General features: G+C 69.4%; 18 protein-coding genes and 2 pseudogenes. 6 read left to right on the top strand and 14 right to left on the bottom strand.

Going from position 1 to position 26174, the window contains the following annotated elements:
- The first annotated feature begins 398 nt into the window (after positions 1 to 398).
- Both DEW08_RS33120 and DEW08_RS06495 read left to right on the top strand, forming a co-directional pair.
- Positions 399 to 2855 carry a bacteriohemerythrin gene (locus tag DEW08_RS33120; protein WP_109325513.1) on the top strand — a complete coding sequence of 819 codons (2457 nt, stop codon included), beginning with the start codon at positions 399 to 401 and terminating at the stop codon, positions 2853 to 2855.
- A complete protein-coding gene (locus tag DEW08_RS06495) occupies positions 2852 to 3091 on the top strand; it encodes a hypothetical protein (RefSeq protein ID WP_109325508.1) in 240 nt (79 codons plus the stop codon). Before DEW08_RS33120 ends, DEW08_RS06495 begins: the two co-directional genes overlap by 4 nt.
- A gap of 319 nt (positions 3092 to 3410) precedes the next feature.
- On the opposite strand, the gene DEW08_RS06490 is transcribed toward DEW08_RS06495, so the two are convergent.
- From DEW08_RS06490 to DEW08_RS06440, 11 genes are all read right to left on the bottom strand, one after another.
- A complete protein-coding gene (locus tag DEW08_RS06490) occupies positions 3411 to 3746 on the bottom strand; it encodes a hypothetical protein (protein WP_109325507.1) in 336 nt (111 codons plus the stop codon).
- A gap of 104 nt (positions 3747 to 3850) precedes the next feature.
- Positions 3851 to 5341: a methyl-accepting chemotaxis protein gene (locus tag DEW08_RS06485; RefSeq protein WP_109325506.1), complete on the bottom strand. Its 1491-nt coding sequence runs from the start codon at positions 5339 to 5341 to the stop codon at positions 3851 to 3853.
- A complete protein-coding gene (locus DEW08_RS06480) occupies positions 5341 to 5538 on the bottom strand; it encodes a hypothetical protein (RefSeq protein ID WP_109325505.1) in 198 nt (65 codons plus the stop codon). The genes DEW08_RS06485 and DEW08_RS06480 overlap by 1 nt, the downstream gene beginning before the upstream one ends.
- Positions 5539 to 5862: 324 nt before the next feature.
- Positions 5863 to 6417: a hypothetical protein gene (locus tag DEW08_RS06475; protein ID WP_109325504.1), complete on the bottom strand. Its 555-nt coding sequence runs from the start codon at positions 6415 to 6417 to the stop codon at positions 5863 to 5865.
- Between the two features lie 145 nt (positions 6418 to 6562).
- The gene (locus tag DEW08_RS06470) at positions 6563 to 8344 is read right to left on the bottom strand and encodes a ParB/RepB/Spo0J family partition protein (RefSeq protein WP_109325503.1); all 1782 of its coding nucleotides are present in this window, start codon (positions 8342 to 8344) and stop codon (positions 6563 to 6565) included.
- A gap of 988 nt (positions 8345 to 9332) precedes the next feature.
- Positions 9333 to 10913, bottom strand: a complete 1581-nt coding sequence (locus DEW08_RS06465) for a diguanylate cyclase (protein WP_168220301.1) — start codon at positions 10911 to 10913, stop codon at positions 9333 to 9335.
- Between the two features lie 339 nt (positions 10914 to 11252).
- Positions 11253 to 11528 (bottom strand): hypothetical protein, encoded by a 276-nt coding sequence (locus DEW08_RS06460; RefSeq protein ID WP_109325501.1) that lies wholly within the window; start codon positions 11526 to 11528, stop codon positions 11253 to 11255.
- Positions 11529 to 11642: 114 nt separating this feature from the next.
- Positions 11643 to 11975, bottom strand: a complete 333-nt coding sequence (locus tag DEW08_RS06455; RefSeq protein WP_181449431.1) for a hypothetical protein — start codon at positions 11973 to 11975, stop codon at positions 11643 to 11645.
- Between the two features lie 7 nt (positions 11976 to 11982).
- Entirely contained in the window at positions 11983 to 12507 is a 525-nt protein-coding gene (locus DEW08_RS06450) for a PAS domain-containing protein (RefSeq protein WP_109325498.1), read from the bottom strand.
- A gap of 14 nt (positions 12508 to 12521) precedes the next feature.
- On the bottom strand, positions 12522 to 14222 hold the full coding sequence (locus DEW08_RS06445; RefSeq protein WP_109329592.1) for a methyl-accepting chemotaxis protein: 1701 nt from the start codon (positions 14220 to 14222) through the stop codon (positions 12522 to 12524).
- Positions 14223 to 15276: 1054 nt separating this feature from the next.
- Positions 15277 to 17184, bottom strand: coding sequence for a PAS domain-containing protein (locus tag DEW08_RS06440; RefSeq protein WP_168220299.1), 1908 nt, complete (start codon positions 17182 to 17184; stop codon positions 15277 to 15279).
- A gap of 382 nt (positions 17185 to 17566) precedes the next feature.
- Here DEW08_RS06440 and DEW08_RS06435 point away from each other — a divergent pair.
- Positions 17567 to 17752: pseudogene (locus tag DEW08_RS06435) on the top strand (transposase); the annotation flags it as partial.
- A 236-nt stretch (positions 17753 to 17988) separates the two neighbouring features.
- On the opposite strand, the gene DEW08_RS06430 reads toward DEW08_RS06435, so the two are convergent.
- From DEW08_RS06430 to DEW08_RS31060, 3 genes and pseudogenes are all read right to left on the bottom strand, one after another.
- Entirely contained in the window at positions 17989 to 21993 is a 4005-nt protein-coding gene (locus DEW08_RS06430; RefSeq protein ID WP_109325496.1) for a hybrid sensor histidine kinase/response regulator, read from the bottom strand.
- A gap of 197 nt (positions 21994 to 22190) precedes the next feature.
- Positions 22191 to 22457 (bottom strand): annotated as a pseudogene (locus DEW08_RS06425) (transposase); the annotation flags it as partial.
- A gap of 81 nt (positions 22458 to 22538) precedes the next feature.
- Entirely contained in the window at positions 22539 to 23063 is a 525-nt protein-coding gene (locus tag DEW08_RS31060; protein WP_168220298.1) for a GGDEF domain-containing protein, read from the bottom strand.
- Between the two features lie 513 nt (positions 23064 to 23576).
- Between DEW08_RS31060 and DEW08_RS06415 the strand changes: the two genes are divergently transcribed.
- The 3 genes from DEW08_RS06415 (at position 23577) to DEW08_RS30635 (ending at position 26062) form a co-directional block, all read left to right on the top strand.
- Positions 23577 to 24578, top strand: coding sequence for a M48 family metalloprotease (locus tag DEW08_RS06415; RefSeq protein ID WP_168220297.1), 1002 nt, complete (start codon positions 23577 to 23579; stop codon positions 24576 to 24578).
- 142 nt (positions 24579 to 24720) lie between these two features.
- Positions 24721 to 25365 carry a hypothetical protein gene (locus DEW08_RS30640; RefSeq protein ID WP_146214646.1) on the top strand — a complete coding sequence of 215 codons (645 nt, stop codon included), beginning with the start codon at positions 24721 to 24723 and terminating at the stop codon, positions 25363 to 25365.
- 433 nt (positions 25366 to 25798) lie between these two features.
- Positions 25799 to 26062 carry a MerR family transcriptional regulator gene (locus DEW08_RS30635; protein ID WP_146214645.1) on the top strand — a complete coding sequence of 88 codons (264 nt, stop codon included), beginning with the start codon at positions 25799 to 25801 and terminating at the stop codon, positions 26060 to 26062.
- Positions 26063 to 26174 lie beyond the last annotated feature (112 nt).

Raw genomic sequence — 26174 nt, 5'->3', positions numbered from 1 at the left:
ACAGTCCGGAGAATGGCCCCTTGCGTGCCCCTACGCCCTCGGGCGCAGGATGGCGACGCCGCGCGTTCTCCCCCATACCCCCGAAAGCGGAGGGCAACCGTTTCCGTGCGTGGTCGGGAGCCGTCGGGGTGCGGCCGGCGGGCTGCGGCCTCTCGCCGCACGCTTCGAGGCATAGGCGGAAAGGTGCATTTTACCTTTTTGTAAGAGGTGATGCGCTCAGCTGAACGGCAGAGGCACCGGGGTCCCGAGCACGGCGATGCGTCCTGGCTTCGGGCCTTCCCCGAAGACCGCCGGCCACCGAGCGGCAGGCCATCGAACCCGGCCCGCGCCAGACGCGCGCTGGGCCGGCAGCGTCCACGGCCTGCCAGGCGCCCCCGTTGGTCACAGGAGTGTTGATCATGGCTTTCGCGTCTTCCCGTGCCGTTGCGCCGACGTTCGCCGACCTGACGATCCGGGTGAAGATCCTCACCGGCTTCGCCTGCGTGCTGGCGCTCTTGGCCGGGTTGGCGGCAAAGGGGTACCTGTCCTTCACCGCCGTGCACGAGGGGTTCGCCACGTACGCGCAGAGGGTGGGTATCGTCGCCGTCGCGCGCGACATAGACCGCGGCGTGCTCGACATGCGCCGCAACGTCCGCGAGTTCGCCCACACCGGCCAGGAGGACAAGGCCCAGGCCGCGCGCGGGACCATCGCGCAGCTGCATCTGGACTACGACACGGGGCTGGCCAGCGTCCAAAACCCCGACCGGCTGTCCAGGCTGAGGGCCAGCAAGGCCCGGTTCGAGACCTACGCCGCCGATTTCGAGCGGGTGGTCGCCTGGAGGCGCGAGCAGGACGCGCTCATCAAAGATGTGCTCGACCCCGCGGGCGCGCGGTTGCAGGAGTTGCTGGAGTCGCTGCGCGCGGCGGCCGAGACGCGCGGTGATGCCGACGCCGCGGCGTCAGCCACGGCCGCACTGGAAACCTCGCTGCTGGCGCGGCTTGCGTCCAACAAGACGCTGGCCCGCCACGACGGCGACTCGGCCAGGGCGGCGGAACAGCGGTTCGCCGACCTCGGCCGCGCCCTCGCGGCGCTTGGCGCTGCCACGCGGGACACGGCGCACGCTCCGCTGGCCGGCGATGCCGTGGCGCTCACCGCCACGTACCGCCAGGCCTTTCAGCGGGCTGTGGCGCTGGGCGGCGATCTCGACCGGCTCGTCAACACCGAGATGCGCACGGCCGGTGACGAGATCGCTGCGGATGTCGGCTTCATCCGCGACAGCGGCATCGCGGAGGAACGCACGGTCGAGCGGCAGACCGACGCGCTGATCGGCGCCACGCAGGCGCTGATTCTCGTCCTGTCCCTTGCCGGCGCCGCGGCCGGTGGACTCCTGGCCTTCCTGATCGGCCGGAGCATCGCCGCGCCGGTGGTCGGCATCACCGCGGCCATGCGGTGCCTTGCCGACGGGGACAAGTCCACCGTCATTCCCGGCGTGGGCCGCCGCGACGAGGTCGGGCAGATGGCCGCGACGCTTCAGGTCTTCAAGGACAGCCTGCTTGCCAACGAGCGGCTGCGCGAGGAGCAGGAGGAGGCGAAACGCCGGGCCGAGGAGGAGCGCAGGGCGGCGTTGCGCGCCATGGCCGACGCGTTCGAGGCCCAGGTCGGCTCGGTCGTCCAGGCGGTGACAGCGGCGGCGGTGCAACTCCAGGAAACGTCGCGGCGGATGGCGGCCAGCGCCGCGCAGACGAGCGCCCGGGCCACCACCGTGGCGGGCGCCGCCGAGGAGGCGTCGGGCAACGTGCAGACCGTCGCCGCCGCCTCCGAAGAGCTGGCGACGTCCATTGGGGAGATCGCCCGCCAGATGGAGCGCTCCCGGTGCGTTGCCGACCAAGCCGACGCCGAGGCCCGGCGCACCACGGGGCTGATCCGGACGCTGTCGGCGAACGTCGGGGGCATCAGTGCGATCGTCGATCTGATCGCCTCCATCGCCGGGCAGACCAACCTGCTGGCGCTGAACGCCACCATCGAGGCGGCGCGCGCCGGCGTGGCCGGCCGGGGCTTCGCCGTCGTGGCGTCGGAGGTCAAGCAGCTCGCCACGCAGACGGCCAGGGCCACCGAGGAGATCGCCGCCAAGATCGCCACCGTGCAGGGCGGCACGGCGGACGCGGTCCAGGCCATCGCGGCGATCGCCGCGGTCATCGCCGACATGAGCGGGATCAGCGCATCGGTGGCCTCGGCGGTGCAGGAACAGACCGCGGCCACGGGCGAGATCGCCCGCAACGTCGAGCAGGCGGCGCTCGGCACCCGGGAGGTGTCGCGCACCATCGGCGACGTTGAGGCGGAGTCGCGCGACACCGGGCGCGCGGCCGAGCAGACCCTCGAGGCGGCGAGCGAACTGGCCCGTCAGGGCAACGTGCTGGACCAGGAGGTCCGCCGCTTTCTCGGCCAGGTGCGGTCGGACACGGCGGACCTGCGCCTCGTCGAATGGGACGACACCCTGTGCGTCGGCTCTCCCGAGCTTGACCGCCATCACCGGGAGATGTTCGAGCGGATCAACGCCTTCTACGCCCGCGCGATGGTCGGTGACGGCGAGGCCGTGGCCCGCGACCTGATGGAGACGCTGCCGCACCTCATGGCGGCGCATTTCGAGCAGGAGGAACGGGCGATGCGCGAGGCCGGTTGCCCGGACTACGCCGCGCACCGCGCGGCGCACGAGGATTTCCTGCGCACCCTGGAGGGGGTGAAGCGGCGGGTCGAGGCCAAGGACGGAACCGCCGGCACCGCCCTGTTCGGTGTCGTCACCGGCTGGTTGAAGGACCACATCATGAAGCACGACAAGGATGCTGCCCTGCACATCCGGCGCCGCCAGGCGGCGTGAACACCGCCACGCGGATCATCAGCAGCGGAACACCGACCATGTTCATGGTTACCGAGGACGAAGCCAGAACCATCCGGGCCGCCGTTGCCGAGAGCGGCCCGGCCGCCTTGGCCGCGCTGCGGCGGATCTTTCCGTTCCTCGCGCCCGACGATGAGGCCGAAGCGCTGCGGTGGGCGCGGCTGATCGCGGGTTTTGCCGAGGCCCCGCGTCCACCGCCCGGCTCCCCGGAAGGGTGAGGGACGGCATCGCCTCGATGCCGTCCGCGCGGCGCACGAGACGCGGTCCAAGACGGCGGCCGCGGAACGACGCTGGGGCGGACGCCGGCCAGCGGCGACCGCTCGCCGTCGGACGGGCTTGCGGAACGACGAGCGCAGGGCGGGCGCTGACAGCCATGACGGGCTGTCCAAAGGCCGAATGCCGCCGCCAAGGGAGCGCGCGCCACACCGTTCGGTTCCAGCCGCCGGAGGCTGTGCCCGGTCGATCCGCCCCCGAACACGCATGACCGTGTTCAGGGGAGGGAAAAGGTCTGCCCGGCCGCACCGTCCGGAGCGGCGGTCAGCGGGGCGCGTCGGCCGGGATGAGGGCGGCCACGGAACGCAGCAGCGCCAGAACGCTCCCGGCACTCTGCGGTGGCGGCGCCTTCACCCACGATCCTCGAGTGAGGGCATCGCGCAGCACGGCGCCCGGCTGGAACCCCGGACCGCTTGCGACGGAGCACCAGCGACCGCGCCGCCACACGGCCGCGCCGCAATGGCGCCTGCGGGGACCGTGTCCCGTCTGCGCGCGCAACCAGACCCCGGTGTCGGCTCCGGCCAGGATGTCGATGAGCACCGTGACGGCGCCGTCGGGGCCAGGCAACAGGATTCGGCAGTCGATCGGAAGCTGACGCATCGAACGGGTCTCCTCGGTCGTTTGCTGGCGGCGCCGGGCGGCAGCCTTCCCACGCCGCTGGGGGCGGTCGGCGGCGCGCGGGCCGGGGCGGGAGGGCACGCGCGTCATGCGGCCTTTACGCCGTCCAGGAAGCCGTGCACCAAGCCGCGCAGCGCATCGGCCTGCGCCGACAGGCTGGAGGCGGCGTCCAGAACCTCGCGCGCAGCGGCGTCGGTCTGGCGGGCGGCGGCGTTGACGCCGCCGATGGTGGCGCTCACCCGCTCGGTGCCCTGCGCGGCCTGCTGGATGTTGCAGTCGATCGCGCCGGTCGCGGCCTCCTGCTGCCTGATGGCCGAGGCGATGGCGGTGGCGATGCCGTCGATGCGGTGGATGACCTCGCCGATGGACCGGATCGCCGCCGCCGTCTCGGTGGATACGCGCTGGATGCCGGCGATCTGGGTCGAGATTTCCTCCGTTGCCTTGGCCGTCTGGGTGGCCAGGGACTTCACCTCGTTCGCCACCACGGCGAAGCCGCGGCCGGCCTCGCCGGCCCGCGCCGCCTCGATGGTGGCGTTCAGCGCCAGCAGGTTGGTCTGCCCGGCGATGGAGGCGATCAGTTCCACCACCTCGCCAATCGTCTCGGCGGCGGCGGTCAGGCCGTGCACCTGCCGGTCGGCGCGCCGCGCCTCGCCGACGGCGTGGCGGGTGATCTCGGTGGAGGTGGCGACCTGCCGGCCGATCTCGCCGATCGACGCCGACAGCTCCCCGGTGGCGGCGGCGACCGCCTGCACGTTGGCCAAGGCCTGCTCCGACGCGCGCGCCACGTCCTCGGCGCGGGCGCTGGTGTCCTGGGCGGTCGCGGTCATACCGCTGGCGGTGCTGCGCATGCGCTCGGCCGAGGTGCGCACCGCCCTCAGCGCGCCGCCGGCTTCGCGCTCGAAGCGGTCGGCCAGCGCGACGATGGCCTGCGAGCGGGCCAGCCGCTCCTCCGCCGTGCGTCGCTGCTCCTGTGCGAGATCGAGGGAGCGCCGCATGGCGTCGCGAAAGACGCACAAAGCGTGCGCCATCGCGCCGATCTCATCGCCGCTCGCGGCATCGGGCACCGCGGCCTCCAGCCGTCCGGCGGAGAGTTCCTGCATGGCCGCCGTCATGCGGCGGATCGGGTTGACCATCATGCGGATCGCCAGCACGCTGGCCAGCAGTATGGCCAGTGGGATGCCGACCGCCGGTACCGCGATGAGCAGCCGTTTCATGACGGCCTGGAACGCTTCCAACTCGGCGCTGAGCCGGGCGATGCCGGCGTTGTCGGCCGCCGCCTGCGTCTGCAGCCGGACGTTCAGCGCCTGCCGGTTGGCGCGGTTGGCGTCGTTGTCGCCGTAGGCACGGGCGTCGGCGGTGGCCACTGTGCGGGCGAGGCGGACCAGTTCGGTGCGGAAGGCGATGAACTCGCGCACCTTAACGGTGATCTCCTGGAGGCGGGGGCGTTCCGCGGCGGGGGTGATCGCCGTCCATTCCTGCATCAGACGCTCCATGGCGGCCAGGTTGGCCAGCAGGGCCGGGGCGTACTTCTCCGCCTCCTTGGCATCGCGGGCCATGTAGATGCCGCGCGAGTCCATCACCACCGCCAGACCAGGCCGTTCATCCGCTCGCCCGCCAGAGCGCGGGCGGACGCGTTGGCGATCGCCGCGACGTACCCGTCGTAGGTGCGCATCGCCTGCACGCCCAACGCCGCGATGGCCAGAGCGACCAGCGCCAGCACGGTCACCACAAGGCCGAACTTGCGCGAGATCGGAAGATCCTTCAGAAGGCGCATGCATCCTCCCAGCTTCGTCCGGCCGCATCGCCGTGCCCGATGGGGCCGCGTCATTTTGGTGGTGCAATCGTGATGATTTCGTGAACGGTGCTGCGACGGGCCAAACCTTTGCCCGTCCTGGTTGATGTCTGCACACCAAGGAACCTTCGCTGGTCCTTGTTGGTGGCGCAAGTCTGCTCCGTGCGGGAGCCGCGACGATTGCCGGCCCACGGACACTGCCTTCGGGGGCGGCGCCCTCCGGCTTGGTGTCCGTCTCACCATGCCCGCCCATGCCCGCGCTCTTGGGAGCCCGGGCCGGCCGGGGAACCGGCCCGGGTCCCGGCTTCAGGCGCGGGGCGGCGCGAGCATCAGGGCGTCCAGGTCGGACAGCGCCGCCACGATCAGCGCCCAGGGCGGCTCGCCCCGGCCGCCGCCGGCGGGCTCGCAGAGGTTGGCGGCCACGGCGAGCTTCGCGGCGAGCCCGGCCGGGGAGGCGGCGGGCGTGCGTTCGAGAGCGGCGGCGAGCGCGTCGGCGCGGCGCGCCGCCTCGTCCTCCCGTTCGGCCGCAGCCTCCAGGCCGCTCGCGGCGCATGCCGCGGCCCACCGCGCGCGGCGCGCCGCCAAGTCCGCCTTCAGAGCGTCCGCCGCTTCGTCCGGGACGAGCCCCCGGGCGACGGCCCGGTCGATGTCGGCCTCGCTCGATGCGTACAGGGGCGCCTCGACCGCTGGTCCGCCGGGCACCTCCATGCGCCGCACGGCGCACAGCACGCGCGGCGGTCCGACCCGCGCGATCAGATCGGCCTCGATCCGGCTGGCGGCAGCGTTCGCCGCGTCCGCGGCGGCGCACGCCGCGCGCCATTGCCGCCACAGCGCGACGGCGGGGTCTTCACTCCCGACCACAGGGGCCGAGTCCAACAAGGCGGACGCCGGGGTCGCGGCGGCGCCAACCAGCAAAGTACGGCGGGATATCCTCGCCATGGCACACCTCGTCTCTTGGCAGGTGTTGGGAAAGCGCCGCTCCCGCGCGGGGAGCGGCGGCGAGGGCTCATTCAGCGGCAAGGGCCGGCGGCGCGCGATCCGGCGTGGTGTCGCCTTCCGTATCCGGTTCGGCACCGAACCGCATGGCGTCGGGCAGCCAGTCGCGGCCCTTGACCTGCCAGTCCGGGGCGCCGTCCGGCACCGCGGCGGAGCGCTCGAAGTGCTTCGCTAGAGCGGCGACCAGACCCGCCTTCTTGTAATCCGACAGCCGTCCCAGAGTGGCGGCGGCGCCGCTCTCCACCGCGATGGCGCTGAGCTGGTCGCGGGTGCGCCCGCCCAGGAACGTCTCGTCCGGCCGCCACCAGTCGCGCATGTCGGCGCCGAGGTCGCGGGCCACCCGGTTGAACAGGCTGTCGCCGCGATCGATGGCGTCCAGGTCGCCCTGGCCGAAGGCGAGAATGGTCAGCAGCAGGTGCAGGCCATCCAGGTCCTCGTCGCTCAGCCGCTTGACCCGCTCGTACAGGTCGGCGCCGTCCTTCGGATCCCCGACCAGCCGCTCCCAGGCGCCCCGGCTGCGCGGCCCGTAGGTCGGTTCGTCGTCCCCGGCCGGCTCCAGGCCCAGCAGGCGCTCGAAGTACGCCGCCGCGGCCTCGACGGCGTCGTGGCTGCGGGGGCGGCCGTCCTCGCCCGCGAACAGCGCCAAGGCGGGGTGCGCCTCCACCGACACCCGGCCGTGATGACCGTCGACACCCCGCATCAGCAGCACCACGGCCACCCGCTTGGCCGTGCGCCGGGCGGCGACCAGGAGCGTCTGCACCGCCAGCGTCTTGTGCGCGGCCATGTGGCGCACCAGCCAGGACGGGTATTCCGAGCGCTCCCGACGCACCGTCAGCGGGCTCTCCCGCGTCTCGGCCGCGACGGCGCGCTGCACCTCATGGCGCACCAAGCGCTCGCGCACCTCGACCCGGCCGGCGGGCGTCAGGTTGATCACCACGCCGCCGCTCTCCCCATCCCGCGCCGCGCGGTAGTGCCACCACGGCACCCCATGCGTGTCGAACACGTCCACGAAGGCAGCGGTTTTCGCCCGTTCCGCCGCCATCTCTTCCACCGCCTGCCGCTGCAAGGCGTGGAACTGCTCGGCGTCATCGAAGTAGGTGGCTTCGGCTTCCGCGAACAGGTCGGCGGTGACGGTGCCGCTGTAGCGCTCCAGCGGAAACACCGCCATGGCGACGGACGGCTTCTCCTCGATGAGCCGGGCGCGGACATCGTCGGCGTCGAACCAGATGCCGTCTTCGATGTCGGCGAGGATGCGCCGCTGCTGCTCGTGGGTGCCCAGCGTCAGCGCCTCGGCGATGCCGAGCCCGATGGAGCCCTCGCGCACCGCCTGCTTGGCCTCGGCGCACAGCCCGGCCAGCGCGAGCCGGCGCTTCACCGTGGTGGTGCTCAAACCCGTCTGCGCCGCCACGTCGTCCAGCGTGGCGCCCTTCTGGAGCAGGGCCGCGAAGCCGTCCGCCTCGTCGATGGCGTCGAGATCCTCGCGCTGCACGTTCTCCACCAGGGCGATCCGCCGGGCGTCGGCGGGCTTCAGCCCGTGCCGCACCTCGACCGGCACCCGGTAGTCGGCGCCGATCTCGCCCCGGCTCTCCAGCAGTTTCAAGGCCCGGTAGCGGCGCTCGCCGGTCACGACGCGGAAGCGGTCGCCCTTGAGGCACCGCACCACGAGGTTCTGGAGCACGCCGTCGGTTCGGATGGAGGACGCAAGCCCCTCGATGCCGGCGGGGTCGATGCGCTTGCGCGGGTTGGATGTCGGCGGAAGAAGCTGGGACAGGGGAACTTGCTGGGTGCTCATGGTTCACTTCCCTCTCTTGAAGCTGCGAAGCAGCAGCACTGCCGCTGCTGCTTCCCGGGGCCGCGCGAGCGGTGGGTGAGTGGGGGGCGAGGGACGGCGCGCCGGGCCGGGTTGCCTGGGCGAGGGGCACGTGCCGTGCCCTGAGCCGGCGGCCCTGCCCGGCAACAGGCGGCCCTCGCGGGGGAGAGAGCGGCAACGCCCTCTTTCCCCCACAAGGGAGCCGGCGCCGGCCTATGCCGGCACCGGATCACAAGAGTCGGCGTCAGCCGGCAAAACCATCGTGCGCAAGGGGGCCTGTGCGCTGACCACGCCGCCCCACCCGTGAGACACGGGTTCGGTGGCGGCTGACACGTTGACCCTGATCTGGCGGGATCATCGTGCGGCGGCCGGACCACCGCGTGCCATCATCCCCCGGTTCGGCAACCGTCCGCCTGATCCGGGCGGCGGGGAAGGAGGGTGAAGCCCACGCGATGGTCGAACGTCCAGATGGCCGGCGCGCGTGGATCCGGCCACCCTGGACCGACGTTCCATGAACGGAGGCGCACTCAAACCGGCGTGGCGGTTCTCCCCAGGACGCGTGCACGTTGCTTCGGTTGGGACGATCTCATCCCGAAGCCGATGATCCGGACCACGCGGCCGACAGACAGGCACATCCCCTTGGCGGCGTGGTGGGCGGAACCGCTGCGCCGCCCCCTGGAACGTCCCAGGAAACCGGGGGAACCGTTTGACCATAAGCCGGCCATTCGGGCTGTCCGGAGCGGCGGCCCGAGCGCGCAAGGCTCCCTTCGCCTACGAAATTGCTTGCCGGACGCGCTCAGCCCAGCCGAACTGTTGGGGCGTTGCCGCCCGTGGCCACCCGCGCCCAGGCGATGAACGCGGGCGGCGTTGTCATGGTCAGCTCGCCCGGCGGCCGTGGGACCAACGGGCATTCTGGACCCAGTCCGCCCGTCGTCAGGCGTCACGCATCCCCGACCCGCTCTGATCCGGATCAGACGGTCGATGCGCTTTTTTCGGCCGCGTCGCAGAGCGCCGAGAAGTAATTTCTATCCTCAGACAGTATGTGCCCAAAGATCACGTCCTTGGAAATCGCGTGAGCCGCGTCCGCTGTGCTTACAAGTCCAGCCTCGTGGCGGGCAATAATGCTGCCTATCAGTGACAGCAGTCGCTCATGCTCGGCCTTGTGCGCGTCCATATATTTGTAGCCGATCCTGACGAGCAGGCTTTCCTCATAGGCAAAATGACGCCGCAAGTCGTCCGACAGCACATCGAAGATGGCAGCGGCCGCTGCATGTGATGTGTCATCAGAGCCGACGGCCATGAGGCGATTGGTGATCTCGAAGAGACTTTTGTGTTGAGCGTCCAGCGCGGGTTCTCCGCTGTGAAAGCTGGCCGACCATTGCAAACGGTCCAAGGAACCCACGCTCTCTTCGCCTGGGTCTTGTTCGACGCGGTTGCGGCCCAACGCCTTGGCGCGGTACAACGCCCGGTCCGCCCGGCGCATCCAGCGCTCCGTGCTTTCACCTGGCTCAAGCTCGGCAACGCCGGCACTGACCGTCACCGAACCGACCGGAGCGACGGGCTCTTCGGCGATCCGGGCTCGGATTTTCTCAGCGAGGGCACGCGCCTTGGGGAGCGGGGTCGGAACAAGTATGGCGAATTCCTCACCCCCCCATCGGCAGAGCAGATCGGTTGCACGCAACGAATGCCGCATCCGCCCGGCCACCTCCTCGAGCACCACGTCGCCGATGTCGTGCCCGTGTCCATCGTTCACGGCTTTGAAGTGGTCGATGTCAAAGATGAGAAGGGAGGCCGCGGTTCCATAACGGGCCGCGCGCTCGAACTCGCGCTGCAACTGCTCTTCGAAGTGCCGCCGGTTCCAACAGCCGGTCAGACTGTCCGTGCGTGACAGGGTTTCCGCTTGGTTCCGGGCTTCGATCAGTTCGCGTTCAATACGGCGATGGGCCAACATGAGGTATGCTGCAAAGCTCATGAACGCAGCCAATATGGCCGCCATGAGTGTCAGCCTGAAAAGCAAATCGCCGTTGATGAAGTCAATGATCTGATCGCTTGTCGCGGCCATGTAGGTGCGCCACCCCAGAATCACAATCAGCAGAGAGTGAGCGAAAGGGATCACCCAGTCCACCGCCGATATCTCGATTTTCTTTTGGCGGAAGGGGACAGCGGCGGTGCGGGCCAGAATGACGGAATATGCCGAGCTGACGGCCGTTATGCGGGCATTGATGTTGGGGTCGATGTACAGAAAGTAACCAAGAACGAGCGTTGCCACGGCGGAAACAGCATGATTTATGGTGCTGGAGCGCGCGGACCACCCGTCGTAGAACAGGCAGATACCGTCGAACTTTAAAGCCGCACTTGTGAGAATCAGATAGTTTGCCACGATGACTGGCAACCAAGAAGGCACGCCATCCCGGAAAGCCGATAGAATGAAACCGATGGCGAGAAGCGCATGCCCCAACGAAAGAAGGCGAAAGCCGGGGTATGATTTTCTGGTTGCGCTGATCAGGACCATCAAAGCGGCCACCGCCGTCATGACCATGGCGGCGGTCACGCTGAGCGTCCCAGTGTGAAGGGCTTGAAGCATGATGGTTCTTCGGTGTTGCCGGATCGGTCACCGAGACGGAGCCGGCGGCGCAGAATAAGCAAATCCATTTGGAATGTCATCATTCCCCGACCTTCCCCGAACTCCGGCCGGCCGACAAGAGGTTGCCCTCGGGGACGGCGCGTCCGAGGTGCTGGCTACGCGCCGATGAGCCCGCCGCGCTCCTTCGGACACAGGCGCTGGTCTGGAACAGCTGGAGCGTGGCGGCACCCGGAAACGGAGTGGCGTGCGGACGCCCGCTGACATCCACGAGGGCGGGACGTCGCGCGACGCCGCGACTGTGGCGCTCTACAACTCAGTCCCGGATCTCGCCGTGGCGTCCTCACCATCGGTGCCTTCTCCTGACAGGCGCACGACGGCAGAGAGCCGCGTCTTGAGCACCGCCAGGGCGTCCTCCAGCGCGGCCGCATCCGCGCCGGCCCGGAGCTTCTCCGCGATGACGCGCTCGCACAATGCAATCAATGAGGACAAGGCTTCACCGACATCGGCTTCGTTGGAGCCGGCGCCGCCGCCACGGCCGCCGAGCGTGCCGCGGGCGTCCGCAGGCCGCGGCATCTCGCCCATCTCACCGCCTCGCCCCGGTTTGACCGGCATTTCCACTCCTCACAGCGCAACAGCCTCATGTGAAGCAGATCACAGTCCCACGCACTCCTTACAAAAGCACAGAAAGGAGTCGTTTCAAGAAAGGCTGGCCTCCAGCGAGGCGGTGGCCTCGCGGACGAAGGCGTCCACCGGATCGAGGCAGTCGTTGATGGCGTCGAACAGGGCGCCGAGTTCTCCGCCTTCCCGCATGCCGACGAGGCGCGCTTCGAACCTCCCGCGGGCCGCCTGGCGGCACACCGCGGTCGCCGCCTTGACCGCCTCTCCCACCCGCCACTGGAAGAAAAAGGCGGCGAGCAGCGTGGCGGCGAGGCCGACGTTGAGGATGACCATCGGCAAAGGAACGGCGCTCGAGGCCGCTCCCCACAGGGCGGCACCCAGCAGCACGGCCGCCGTGGCGGCGGTGAGCATCCCTGACCTATACAGAGAAGACAAACGCGTCATAGGTCGTGCCGTTCTGCGTGAGAAAGTCGAGCAACGCAGCCGTGGAGGCGGCCATGGCGTCCCGCCGGTGGCCATGGCGGCGTTCTTCGGCCAGCAACCGTTCATAAAGCGGCCGAATCACCGAGATCGCGTCGCGGCGGGGAGCCCGGCGGTTTGAATGATAACCGACGATGGCGCCGGTCTCGTCGACGCTCGGCGTCACATGGGCGAACACCCAGTAGTGATCACCGTTCTTGGCCCTGTTGTTCACGTAGGCGAACATCTCCCGGCCGGCGGCGATCGTGCTCCACAGCAGCTTGAACACGCAAGCCGGCATCTCCGGGTGGCGCAGGAGGTTGTGTGGCGCTCCGATCACCTCGCGCTCCTCATACCCGGACAGCCGCAGGAAAACGCGGTTGGCATAGGTGATCCGGCCCTTCGGGTCGGTCTTTGTGACGATCACGTCTCCGGGATCGAAGGTCCGCTCACAGCCGGTCAAGGGTGCGTGTTTGGCCATCATGCTGTCGTCCCCGGCTACGCCGCCTCGCTCAGGCGATTGGACTGGCGGACCTCGTTGAGGAAGTCCTCGACCTGACGTTCCAGCCGTTCGGATTGCCGGACCAGTTCATCCGCTGCGGAGGTGACGATGGTGGCGGCCTGCAACGTGCCTTGCGCGCCGGTCGAGACGCCAGCGATGCGCCTGTTGATCTCCTCGGTTCCGGCGGCGGCCTGCTGGACGTTGCGGCTGATCTCGGAGATGGCGGCATGCTGCTCCTGAATGGCCGCGGCGATGGAGGAGGAGGTCTGATGAACCTCCTGGACGGTGCCCGCGATCTCTTCGATGGCCGCCACCGCCTTTTCGGTCGCCTCCTGCACCACGGCGATCTGCTGAGCGATTTCATCGGTGGAGCGCGCGGTCTGGCTGGACAGATTCTTCACCTCGTGCGCCACCACGGCGAAACCCTTGCCGGCCTCGCCGGCGCGCGCCGCCTCGATGGTGGCGTTCAGCGCCAGCAGGTTGGTCTGCCCGGCGATTCCCCGGATCATGGTGACCACCTCGCCGATGCGGCCGGCGGCCACGGACAATCCCTTGACGATTTCGTCGGTTCGCTGCGAGCGGTCGGCCGCCAAACGGGCGATGTCGGTCGACCGTTCGATCTGGCGCCCGATCTCATGGCTGGCGGCGTTGAGTTCCTCCGTGGCGGCCGCCACGGTCTGCACGTTGGCCGAGGCCTGCTGCGAAGCGCCGGCAACGGCGGTGCTCTGGACGCTGGTCTGCTGCGCTTCGGCAGACATCGAGCCGGAGGCCAGGCGCAGGCTTTCGATCTGACGCCCGATGGCGGCGATCATGCCCTTGACCCGCTGCTCCATGGCATCGGCCATGGTCAGCATCGCGCGCTTGCGCTCGATGATCGCCTGCCGCTCATGATCTTCCTGTTCGGCGCGCAGACGTTCCATGCGCACAAGGTTCTCCCGGAAAACCTCCACCGTGCGCGCCATGTCACCGAGTTCGTCGCCGCGTTCCAGGCACGGTGTGATCCGTTCGGTTCGGCCTTCCGAGATGTCGAGCATGACGCGGCGCATCGCGTCGAACGGCCGGAAGGTCGCCCTCATCACCAGGAAGACGGCGGCGGCGACGCTGACCGTCACGAGCAGGGCGACCAGCACCACGGTCCCGATCACATCGTCGATGGCGGCGAAGAACTGGTCCTTCGCGACGGCGACGACGAGAATGCCGATGACCGAGCCGGACGCATCGCGGATGGGATCGTAGGCCGTCATGTAGGTCGTGCCAAGCGCGACGGCCTCACCGCGGAACCCCCGCCCCTGTTTGATCACGGTCTCGTACACGGGGCCTTGCGCGAGTTGGGAGCCGACCGCACGCTTTCCCTCATTCATGATCGTGGTGGCCACGCGGACATCGCCATGAAACAGTGAGGCGACACCGCCCACCGCGCTCACAAGGCGGTCGAGCAGCGCGCTGTCGCCATTGAGCTTGCGCGTGCCAACCCAGAGAGCCCCGCCTTCGGAGCGGAAGCCGTCCCCTTGGGACAACAGCAGTTCACGGGCAACCTTCAGGTTCTCCTCCAGGCGCTGGCTTGCCAGTACGGTCAAGTGCCGCTGGAGGGTGAGGCTCACCACAACGACGACCACTCCCGACAGGAAAAGAAGGCTGAGCAAGGCGGTGCCGGTCACGCGCGTCGCAAGGCGGATGGTCCGAGGGGTGTTCAGCATGTGGACGACCCACACGCAAACGGAACGATGCCGCGAGGACCGGCTCCGGACGGACCGGCCGGCTCGCTCGAACGAAGCCTTGCCCGATCGCTACCGGCGGCCCGGCGTTTGGGTGGCGTGGCCGCGCGCGTGTGCGGGGGGGGCACGCAAAAGGCGCAGGCTATCCATTGACATCGCGCAGAACCTCCAACCTAATCGCCAGAAGAACTCTAGCATAGAATGAACCAAGGCGCAAACAATATCGTCGATTGCGGCAAAAATATGCAAGAAATGCAGTCGTTAACCAACGCCTACGCTGTCGACGTTAAAACTCGTTAACATTCTGTTCTTGCCAATCCTGCGTCAGCCTTGTCGATCTATACCTCATCCATGCAGAACCGGTGACCGCGGTGCGGCGCCGGACGACTGTTGAACACGGCCGGCCGCGTGGGTCGGACAGCTTCCACGATGGCGTCCGCGGTTCCCTTCCGATCCCGGCTGTGCCCGCAACACGACATGCCCGAAAGCCCTTACCGCCCCAACGGCGGAGTCGATCACCATGGCGGCCGACGGCAGCGGGGTGCGCAGCCGGCGCCACGCGCCCGGTAACCGCTGCACCGGCGGACCGGATTTTCCGTCGCCGCTTGATGCGACGGGGAATGGCACGTGTTCGAAGGAGCGGTCCGTATGGATCCGCGTCTCCGCCTTGCCCAGGCTCTCAGTGTTCAGCGTCCGTGAACATGAAAAGCGCATGACAGGACCATGAAGGGGTCGGCCATGGCGGGATGGTGAGTTGCTTCCTCGTCAGCGGCAAGGGTGATCGCCGCACCGGCATCGTCCCGGTGTTGGCGGGCTTGCCGCCGGCGCGACAGCGTCCCGAGACATGGCGATCTCGCTGACCGCCGACACGCGCGTCGGTGCGGGGCGGCAGTGGTCGCTCTCGACGGTCATCTCAAGGATCACGGCGTGGTGCACAGGGTGGCCGATGACGGCTGGCCTCATCGTCTTTCGGGAGAGATCCGATCCCTTGGCCACCGCCTGCGACGGGCCGCCGCGCGACGCGGTTGTGGCGGTTTCAATCCTGCACCGGAAGGCAGACGCAACAGATCAGCCCTGAATTTTCCCAGTGCCTCGCGACGCGCCCCCGATGCTGGGCAACGATCACGCGCTCGAGCAGTTGCGAGCCGAAACCCGCGCCTTGTGGACGCCGCACGGGCGGCCCTCCAGCTTCTCGCCATTCGATGCAGAGCTCGTGCCCGCCCTCCGTCTTTTCGACGCGTGCGCTTAGGGAAACCCGCCCGCCGGGCACGGACAGCGCGCCGTACTTGGTCGCGTTCGTCGCCAGTTCGTGCAACGCCAAGGCCAAATTCGAGGCGACGTCCGCGGCGACGGCCGTGTCGTTCACCTCCATGCGCACCCGCCCGTCGGCACCGACAAAAGGGGCGAGCGCCGTGCCGATCAAGGCCTGCAAGGATACGGCCGCGTTGATCGGACCGCTGGCCAGCAGATCCTGCGCGGCAGCGAGGGCACGGACCCGCCCGAGAAAGCGGTCCAGAAATTCCGGCAGCGCGGACGTGGTGCGGGCGGTCTGGCGGGCAAGCGCCTCGACCATCATGAACAGGTTTTTCAACCGGTGCCGCAGCTCGGCCGTGAGCAGGCGCTCCCGTTCCTCCAGGCGCTTCTGCTCCGTCACCTCGCGGACGATGGCACCGATGGCCATCAGCGTGCCGTCCGGCCTCTTCACCGGATAGAAATCCTCGATCCAAACGCGTTCGACGCCGGGCTGGCTTGGCGTTGTGCCGCGCAGCTCGATCCCGAGCACCGGTTCCCCGGTTTCCAGAACACGGCAGAACAGTGGTTCGGCCACAGCGCGCAGAGCCGGAACAACCTCCCAGGCGCAGCGTCCGAGATGCTCGTCGACCGACGGCCCGTTCATGGCCGCGAGCGCCTCGTTGACCCGCAGGAAGCGGAGCTCGCGATCAAACAGACCCAAGCCGATGGGAGCTGTCCGGTAGAGCGTCTCCACCTCGAGCAGCTGCAGACGGGCGCGCTCCTCGCTCTCGCGCAACGCCTTCTCCGATCGCCAGCGCTCCGTCACGTCGTTGCCCTGCACAAAGATGCCGGAAACGGCCCCGTCCGGCCCGACGATGGGCTGGTACACAAAATCCAGGTAGACATCCTCGAGCGGCGCATCGGGCCGTCGCCGCAGCTGGAGGTGCATGTCCTGTCCAACGAAGGGGCGACCGGCTTCCCGGACGCTGTCGAGCAACGCGATGAAGCCTTGCTCCCGGACTTCCGGCAGCACTTCGAGCACGGGCCTGCCGATGATGTCGGTGCGCCCGATGAGCCGGCAATAGGCGTCGTTGGCGAGCTCAAAAATGTGCCCGGGGCCGCTCAGGACGGCGACAAAACCCGGAGCTTGGCGAAAGAGCTCACGAAGGTACCGGCGCTCCGTGTCCAGCGTGAGGTTGGCCTCCTGAACAGCCTGCGCCCGCTGAAAGAGGCCGGCCTCGATCACCGCCGCCCCGGCCGGCATTCCACGGGCGGCTTCCGTTCCGGCGGCCATACGCAGGCGCTGGAGCTCGGTAACGTCGTTCGTCTGCTGGAGGATGAAGCGGACAGTGCCCTGCCCGTCGAGGATGGGGGTGTGGGTGGCGCTCCAGTAGCGGTCCTCGAAGACGGCATCACCGGCGGCTGGAATGGCGTAGCGGATCAGGGCCAGCGCGTCGGGTCGGCCGGTTTGAAGCACCCGGTTGAGCGAGGCTCGGAGCAGTGCCTCGCTCGCGCCATCAGGGTCATGGGAGCCGGGAGGGAACGCGTCAAAGATGGTGTGGCCGAACAGGCTCGTGAGCTCCCGCCCCGTGGCCCGCAGATACGCGGTATTGGCCCAGACGCACCGCAACTCACGGTCGAGGAGCATGTAGGGATTGGGTGACGCCTCGATCACAGCTTCAAAATCGATCCGTGCGCACTCTGGAAGCATTGATCGTCCCTTTGGGTCCCCTTGGTTTCGGTTGCCGCCGAGAGCAACGTTGGCCGCATCGTACCTGCCCATGTCAGGGGCAACCAGTATCACGTTGATCGTGGGCGCAACCCAGCTTAAGGGTATGCGGTGTCGGACGCCACGTCCTTGCCCGTGCGGGTTCATGAAATAGTCCGCTGGCCGCAGATCAGCGGAAGAACGGCATGTCGGGGGCGGATCGGAAGGCATTCTGGCGGCAGCGTGTGCAGGTGTAGCCGGAGAGCGGGCTGACGCTGAGGTTCTTGGGATCGACCGCTGGGCGTTGGGGCGGTGGTCGCGCCGTCTTGCCGGAGAGGACGGGGTGAGCGCTCCTGGTTCCGGGGATAGCCCTGGTGCTGTCCCTATGACGGCGAGCGCTCCGTTGATCATGGAGATCGTCGAGGCGGCTCCGCGCCGGCGGGGCTGGCCGGAGGCGGAGAAGGAACGGCTGGTGGCGGAGACCTGCGCGCCGGGGATGAGCGTGTCGTTGGTCGCGCGCCGCTGCGGCGTCGATCCCAGCCTGTTGTTCCGCTGGCGCCGCCGGCTGCTGGTCCCCCGATCGAAGCCACGCCCGTGTTCGCGCCGGTGGAACTGGCGGGGGCCGTGCCGGCTGTCTCCGGCATGATGCCACCGGCCTCGGCGGGGGGCGGCTGCGCGTTGATCGCGATGCCGAGGCATTGCGCCGGATCTTCAGCGTGCTGGAGCGGTCACGACGCTCGTGGATACGGCGACATGGCACCGACCGGACGCTGAAGCGGTGCGACACGCACCACGGTTCCGATGGGCTTACGCGGCCTCACCGAGCTGTCTGCGCAGGGTCTCGTGAAGCTGACTTGGCGTCACCGGCTTGATCGCAAGCCCGGCGGCGGCCTCGGCCACCTCCCGCCGCACGGCCTCGGTGGTCTCCCCGGTCAGGATCACCGCCGGAACAGCGGAACCAACATGTTCGCGCAGGCGGCGCACCGCGTCGAGGCCGGTGCCGTCCTCGCCCAACCGGTAGTCGGCAACGACCACCGCCGGCGTCCGGCCGTCCTCGGCCAGCCGTTCGAGCGCCTGGGCGATCGAGGTGCCGGCCACGGTGTCGTATCCCCAGTCCCGGAACATCTCCCGCAGCCCCCACAGCACGTCGGGCTCGTCGTCCACCAGCACCGCCAGCCGTCCGCCGGCGCTCACCAGAACCGCGTCCGGCACCGGCGCGGCGCGCACGGCAGCGGGCTCCCCGAGGGGCACCAGGATGCTGAAGACCGATCCCCGTCCGGGTTCGGACCGCACGGACACCGGGTGATCGAGAAGCGTCGACAGGCGCCGGACGATCGAAAGGCCGAGACCCAGCCCCCGGTTCCGGTCGCGGGCGGGGTTGGCGAGCTGGTGGAACTCCTCGAACACGCGCTCCCGCTGTTCGAGCGGGATGCCGACTCCGGTGTCGGCGACCTCGATGGCGACGTGCCGACCGTCGGCGCGGCAGCCGAGGCGGACCGTTCCGGCGTCGGTGTACTTGATGGCGTTCTCCACCAGGTTGCGGATCATGCGGCCGAGCAGATGGCGGTCGCTGCGCACCACGACGTCGCCGGCGCCCTCGACCACCAGACGGAGCCCCTTGGCCTGGGCGGCCGGCGCGAACGACGCGCCGCTGTGCTCAAGCAGGGGCCCCAGAGCAAAGTCCTCGATCACCGGGCGGATCACGCCAACGTCGAGCCGCGAGATGTCCATGAGGCTGTCCAGCAACCCCTTGAGCGCCTCGAGGTTGCGCTCGATCATGGTCAGGGCGTGACGGCCGCGTTCGTCCTGCACACGGCCGTGCAGTCCGGCCGCGAACAGGAACAGCGACTGCAGGGGCTGGCGCAGATCGTGGCTGGCCGCCGCCAGGAAGCGCGATTTCGCCCGGTCGGCCTCCTCCGCCGCCATCTTGGCGCGGCGCAGCTCCTCCTCCATCCGGCGGCGCTCGGTCACGTCGGCGTCGATGCCGGTCAGGCGTGCCGGCGCGCCGTCGGTCCCGTACAGGACGTGCGCCGCCGCCTCGATCCAGCGGACATCGCCCGCCGGCGTGACGATTCGGTACGTCATGCGCAGATCCTGAACGCGGTCCCTGAGTGCTTGGCTGCGCGCCGCAAGAACCTCGGCCCGGTCGTCGGGGTGGAGGAGCGCCGCCCAGGTGTCGGCGCACGGCCGGTCCCGGCCTGGATCAAGGCCGAGGATGCGGAAGGTCTGCTCGGACCAGACGGAGCTGCCGGTCGCGAAATCAACGTCGAAGGTTCCCGCCCGCGCCGCCGCCAGCGCGAGGCCAACCCGCTGCTGGCCCAGCCGTGCATCCTCCTCCGCGGCCTTGCGCTCGGTGATGTCGATGCACACGCCGAGCAGGCGCTCGGGCTCCCCATCGGCGCCGTAGAGCGCCGCGCCGACGCTGAGCATCCATCGCAGGCCGCGCACCGGATGGACGATGCGCGCCTCGGCGGTCCACTCGGTGCGCCGCTCGGCGAAGGTGCGCTGAACCACCTGCTGGATCATCGACCGGTCGTCGGGGTGGAAGCCGGCCATCCACAGCGCGTGCGACGGGGTATCCCGCTCCGGGTCGAGGCCGCGCAGCGCGAAGACCGCTTCGGACCAGAGCCAGCGATCGGTGCGCGGCTCCCACTCCCACGCTCCGGCGCCGATCGCGGCGAGCGCCAGGCGCAGGTGCTCGCGGCTGCGGCGCAACGCCTCGTTGACGCTCTTGCGCTCGGTGACGTCGATGTTCAGGCCGACCATGCGCACCGGCGCGCCGGCGGCGTCATAGCTGATCCGCCCGGTGATCTCGATCCAGCGCACGGCGCCGTCGGGATGGAGAACACGGTAGTCGGCCTGTGCGTCGGTGCGGCCTTCGGCCAGGCGCCGCCGGATGTAGCCCATGACGCGTCCGACGTCCTCGGGATGCACGACGCGCTCCCAGCTCGCGTAGGTGGCTTCGTCGCGGTCGGGACTGAGGCCGAGCAGCCGGTAGCTCTCCGCCGACCAGACGATGGCGCCGGTCGTGAGGTCCCACGCGAAGGTGCCGGCGCGCGCGGAGTCGAGCGCCAGGGTCAGACGCTCCTCGCTGTGGCGCAGCGCGCTCTCCACCGCCTTGCGCTCGGTGAGGTCGACGAATGCGCTGATGGCCATGACGACGGCGCCGCGCTCGTCGCGGACCGGCAGGGCGCTGACCGCGAAGGTGGCGATCCGGCCGTCGCCGCGCCGGTAGACCATCTCCTCGAGATGGACGTCCTCACCCGCGAGCAGAGCGCGGGCGAGCGGGTACTCCGCGGGCCGGTACGGGGTGCCGTCCTCGTGCAGGGCGCCGCTGCGCGCGGATCCGGCGAGGCCTCCGTCGGCAGAGACGGGATGGCCGATCATGCGCTCCGTGGCGTCGCTGTGGACGAGAAGCCGTCCGGAGGGCGCCTCGACGGCGATCAGCCCGACCGGGACGGCGCGCAGCACCGCTTGCAGAAGCCGGCGCTGCTGCTCCAGCTCCCGGCTCCTGGCTTCGAGGTCGGCCAGCAGGCGGTCGCGCTCCGCCTCGGCCTCCCTGCGGTGGGTGACATCGTGGCAGAAGACGGCCAGCCCGCCATTCGACGGGAAGGCGCGGACCGCATAGCAACGGCCGTCGCACGGCCCGAACAGGTCGAACGCCACCGGCGCTTGGCGCCCGGCCGCGTCGTGCAGCGCGGCCCAGGCCGGGGTGTCCCGCGCCGCCGGCATCACCTCCCAGAGAGTCCGTCCGATCGGTTCGCCGTCGGCCGGCAGCAGCGCCCGGGCCCGCGCGTTCACAAAGGTGAAGCGCCAATCGCCGTCGAGTTCGAACACCGCGTCGGTGGTGCTCTCGAGCACCCTGGCCATCTTGATCGTGGCCCGGTCCGCCCGTTCGCGTGTCCGGACGTGCGCGCGCAGCCCCCAGGCCGCGCCAGCCGCGCCGAGCACGAGCACGCCGGCGAACAGCCCCAACGACCACAGCGCCGCCACGTCGCCCGGACGCAGCGTGGCCTCCTTGTCCAGGCCGACGGCCAGCATCAGCCCCGAGGCGCCCTCGGCCGGCGGGGCGTAGGCAACGACGCGCCGGACGCCGTCGAAGCCCGTCGTCTCCAAGACGGCCCGACGGTCCCCTTCGTAAAAGACCCGGTAGCGCTCGGGAAGCGGTGTCCCGGCCAGTTCCGGGCGGACCGGCGCCCGCGCCAGGATGGTGCCGCCGGCGTCCGCCAGGAGGATCGCGGCGTTCGGCGGCATGGGCTTGCCGGCCAGGCTCGTCTCGAGCCAGCGCGTGTCGAGCCGGACCGTCGCCACCCCGTCCGGCGCGCCGCCGCCGGCGCCGACGGCCATGCGGAACGGCAGCGTCAGGGTGTTCCCGCCGCCGCGCCAGTGGCGGACCTCCCCGACGCCGATGGCGGGCCGGCCCGAGCGCAGCGCCTCGTGGAAGCTGGGCTCGTCCGCGATGGACGCGCCGCCGGCGTGCGCGTCGGTGGCGCAGCGGACCTCGCCGGCCGCATCCGCCACCTCGATCGACAGATGCGCGGGAAGCCGCCGCCGCAGCCGGTCCATGACCGGCTGGCAGGCGGCCAGACCGTCGCCGGCAAGCCCCGTTTCGGCCAGCGTGACGAGGACGTCGCGCGCGCCCGCGACGATCCGCTCCTGCTCGCTCCTCAGCAGGTCGAGCAACCGCATCGCCTGCTGCCCGATCTCCGCCTCGCGCTCGGCGCGGCCGTGCGCGAGATTGGCGATCTCGATGCCCAGCAACGGGACCATGGACGCGAGCACGACCAGCAGAAGGCGGCGGTATACGGGCATTGCAATTCTCCCAGAGCTCCGGCGGTGGCGCCTATCATCGCACAACGCTTTGGACGAGGCGGTTGGAACGGATGCGCCAATGCACGGGTGTACGCCGCCCCGCTGCACAAGGAACAATGAGGGCCCACACGTGGAGCGGCCAGGACGGCTTCGACCCCGTCACAGCGCGGAGGCCAATTTCCCATGGCCGCTCCCGCTGCCGCTTTGCTGGCCATGCGCAGATCATGATGATGGCGGTCGAGAACCCCGGCCAGAGCATCACCGAGATTGCGCAGAAGATGCCAGCGATCAGAGACCTGGACGGCGTTCGGAGCGCCGGCCCGAATGCCGTCGGCGTAAGCGCCGGCGCGGTCGCGGGCTACGACCTCCACCTCGGGATGGGCTTTCCACCATGCCGCCACAGTCTCCGCGTGACGGTCGGGCAGCAGGTCGATGGGGCAGTTGCGTTCCAGATCGACGATGAGACCGGGCGGGAGCAGTGATCGCAGCGATTTTGACAAGGAAATCAGAGCACTCAGAAAAGGGATACCGTTTCCTCTATGTGCTCACTGCTGCCCATAAATGCATTCACGCTGCACCGAAAACGCGGAAGGACCGGTTCCTGATGTCGTTTGACACCGGCCCAGCGCCTTTGCCTGGTAGAGCGCCACATCGGCCCGGTGCACGAGGTCGTTCCAGTCCTGCGCGTCGGCCGGGACGGCCGCCGCTCCCACCGAGAATGTGACGGACAGGCGCTTTCCCAGCGTCTTCAGGCTCTGGACGGAGAAGCCGGCGCGCCAGCGATCCACGCAGGATTCGGCGTGCCCGGCCGCGGCGCCGGGAAGCAGGACCAGCATTTCCTCCCCGCCGAGGCGGACCGGGATGTCACACGGACGCACCTGGGCCAGGCGAAAGCGGGCAAGGGCGCCGAACACGTCGTCGCCGACAGCGCGCTCCCAAGCGTCGGTCAGGGCCTTAAAGAGGTCAAGGTCGAGCAACACCGCCGTCAGCGGCGCGCCAGCCAAGCCGGGGCTGCCCATCAGGACCGGCTGGATCGCGGCCAGGAAGCAGCGGTTGTGCAACCCGGTCATCGGAAGCCCAGTGGCCGCCGCGCCGTTGTGCCGTGCCGCCCCCCATCGGGGCGCCTCAAGCACCGGTGTTCCGGGCCTCAGGGCGGCGTCTGTCGGAGGCGCGTTACGGAGCCGCTTCACCCCCCTTCGACGATCGGGTATCGTCGCCGGACACGGCAACCTGGGGGCATCATGCCGCAGACGATCGGAAAGGAAGCGGGCGGAATCCGTCCACACGGCGCGACCGGCGGCTCCGGCACCTCGTGCCGCGAGGTCCTCCACGCGCTCCGGGTGCAGGCGAGCATGCCCAGGACGTGGCCGGTGCTCCTGTTCGTCGTGGCGGCCGCAGGGCTCGCGTCGTCGCTCCTGGCGTGGCTGGCCGTCAGCGCCGCGACGGATGGGCAGCTTGGCAACCCGCCGCCATGGCTGGTAGCCACCGGAACACCGGCGGCCGTGTACGTGGGAGTGCTGTGGTCCCGGATCGACACCGGACGCCGGGCTCTGGAGACACGGTTCCGCGCCCACGGGAGGCCGTTGGACGGCAGCCGGAACGTGGCGGAGGACCGGATGCTGCGGGAGGTCGCCGAGCAGTGCCGGGCGCTCGGCATCGCGCGCCCGCCGGCCGTCCACGCCTGCGATCCCGAGGTCTTCGACCGGGGACCATTCGCCCATGCCGGACTGGTCGACGGGGGGCGGGTCGGCATCCCGGAGCCGTGGCTGCACGGGCCGACGCCGCGCGCCCTGCGCTTCGTCGTCGGCCACGAGCTGTCCCACGTCCTGCACCGGGATGGGTTCATCCACGAGGTCGTCAGCGCGTTCATCGCGCTGTTCCTCCGGCTTCCTGGCACCCTGTGCGCGGCGTTCGTGCTGCTCCTGATCGTCGTCGCCGTTCCGGTGAGCGCGGCGGCCGTCGCGCTCGCCGCCGTGATGGCGGCCGTCGTCCGGGACGCCGGACCGCTGCTCGCGGTGCTGGCCGCGATCCCGGAGATCATCGTCGGGATCCCGAGCATCCCGCAGGTGAAGGGGGCGGCGACGATCGCCGTCGGCGTGGCCTGCGTCGGTGGGGGACTGGTCCTCTACCGCCTCTGGGTCGGACGCCGGCAGGAGCTGAAGGCCGACGAGACGGCGCTACGCGTCGCTGGCGCCGAAGCGGCCCACGAGGGGATCGACCTGATCGCTCGGCTCGAAGGCGCCAGCGGCGAGGGGCCGGTGCCGCTCACCCGAGAGCACTACCGCGGCGCGGTGGTGGGCGCCCTGACCGCCGTCGCGGCCCTGCTCCTGCCGCGCGGCGGCGAAACGCACGGCGCCCGCCTGACGCTGGCCGTGGCCGCGTGGGTCGGCGTGCACGTCGGCGACGTGCTGTGGCGGAGCGCCGACGCGCTGAAGCGCCTTCCGGGTGCGGAGGTGGTGCGGCACGGCGTCTGGCGCTTGACGCGCACCCACCCGACGCCGGCGGAGCGCAAGCGGCACGTCGAACGTCTCCTGGCTGCCCGGAGATACCCCGGCGCCCATCCGTCTCGGGAGTCGGTTCGCTGACACCTTGCGTCAGTCCATCTGGCCGAGGCGAACTGTCCAGATGAACACTTGGGTGCGGTGCGGCCGTCCGACGTCCCGGGCCGGCGCGCCGCTTCCATCGGCGCCGGCCGGACCCGGCCGGCGCTCCGCGGCGGAATCGCTGGTGCGGCTTGGGCAGTCTATCGCGTTGTCTTTTGCCGAACCGGGTGGTTTTGTGAGCGCCGCTGGACCTGATGCCGCCCGAGTGTTATCGGTCGCGGCCATAACCAACACCGTGGAATTCACTCCGGCCGAACGCGATCTGATCCGCCGCGCGTTCATGAGCCGCTGGTCGGAACCGCTGCGGCTCGCAGACGGCATTCTTTCTGAAGCGATGGGTGACCGGCCGGAGCAAGGGCGAACCGAAACTCACCGCCGCCGTGCAGAGCATGCTGGAGCGCGGGTTGGTGACGATCGTCGAAACGGATCGGGTTTTCCCCCACGCCCACTTCACGGCGTTTGGATACGCCGCGCTGCAAGCCATGGCGGCCAGTTAAAGGCATCTTCCGCCGGAACGCTGCGGTCATCTCATCGACGAACTCGCGCGCCTGTTGGAGGGTCGTTGATGTTCGGGCGTTCGGCAAACATCTTGATTGGCGACCGGTTCACCAAGATCGACCAACCGTCACGGGTATTCATCGTGATGGTTCTGGAAGACCGTCCCGGTCGGCTGCCGCATGCGTTTGTGTCCGGAGCGCCGAATGGCGGAAACCGCTTGTTGGCCGCGGTCTCCGCACACAGGGATCCGGCCCTGTTCAGAAGATTGTGACCGCATGGGCCGAAGGCGCGCCCTGCCACGGCATGGCGGTACGACGCCAAGCGTCACCTGCATGGGTCGAAACGCGGCCTGCCGTGGCTTTATGGCACTACCAGTGCCCCGGTCCGAAGGACGCGCAGGCCCGCACACTCCCATGTAAAAGCTGTGTCTTGGAACTATTGTTTCGCCTCTTCAATGAATAGGGTCCGCATCCAAGAGGCTATGTGGACACGTGTCTGCGATGCCGGTTCCTTTTTCGCGATTTTAAGCGGCAAGGCTTCTTTCTTCACGCCCAGTGATGGCAGCCCCTCCAAATCCGAGCCTCACGAACCAAGAATAAAGCCAAGCTTGCACGCGCCGATGATGACGTCATGTCGCCATGGCTTAAAACCACCTCCGAATCAAGGTTACGGAGTGTCTGATGGCCTCCCGAATTCCACCAGACATGACTTGGCTCACCGTTGCCGATCTGGCCGTCATCCTCGGCCTGAAGAAGCAGACGATCTACAACCGCTTGAGCTCCAGCCCAGAAACTCTGCCTCCGGCGACGCGCGTCCCCAAGCTGCGCGGCCCCCGCTGGTCGCTGCGCATCGTGCAGGAATGGCAAGCCCGATTTGACCCATCCGAACGATCAGGCGTGCCACGCCGTCCTGGCCGTCCGACGAAGGCAGAAGAGGTTGCGCGGCGCCTGAAGAAAAGCGCTGGATGACCGGCGCCAGAGCGTCCGGAGAAGTGTCACCGATAGCGGGTGCGGATCCTACGCTACAGCGAAGGCTTGAGGGGACTGCGGTCGAGAAGCCTTGCATGCGCAAGCCGAGCTT

The organism is Azospirillum thermophilum, assembly GCF_003130795.1.
Lineage (GTDB): Bacteria > Pseudomonadota > Alphaproteobacteria > Azospirillales > Azospirillaceae > Azospirillum > Azospirillum thermophilum.
This window is presented reverse-complemented; position numbering and strand designations above follow the sequence as displayed.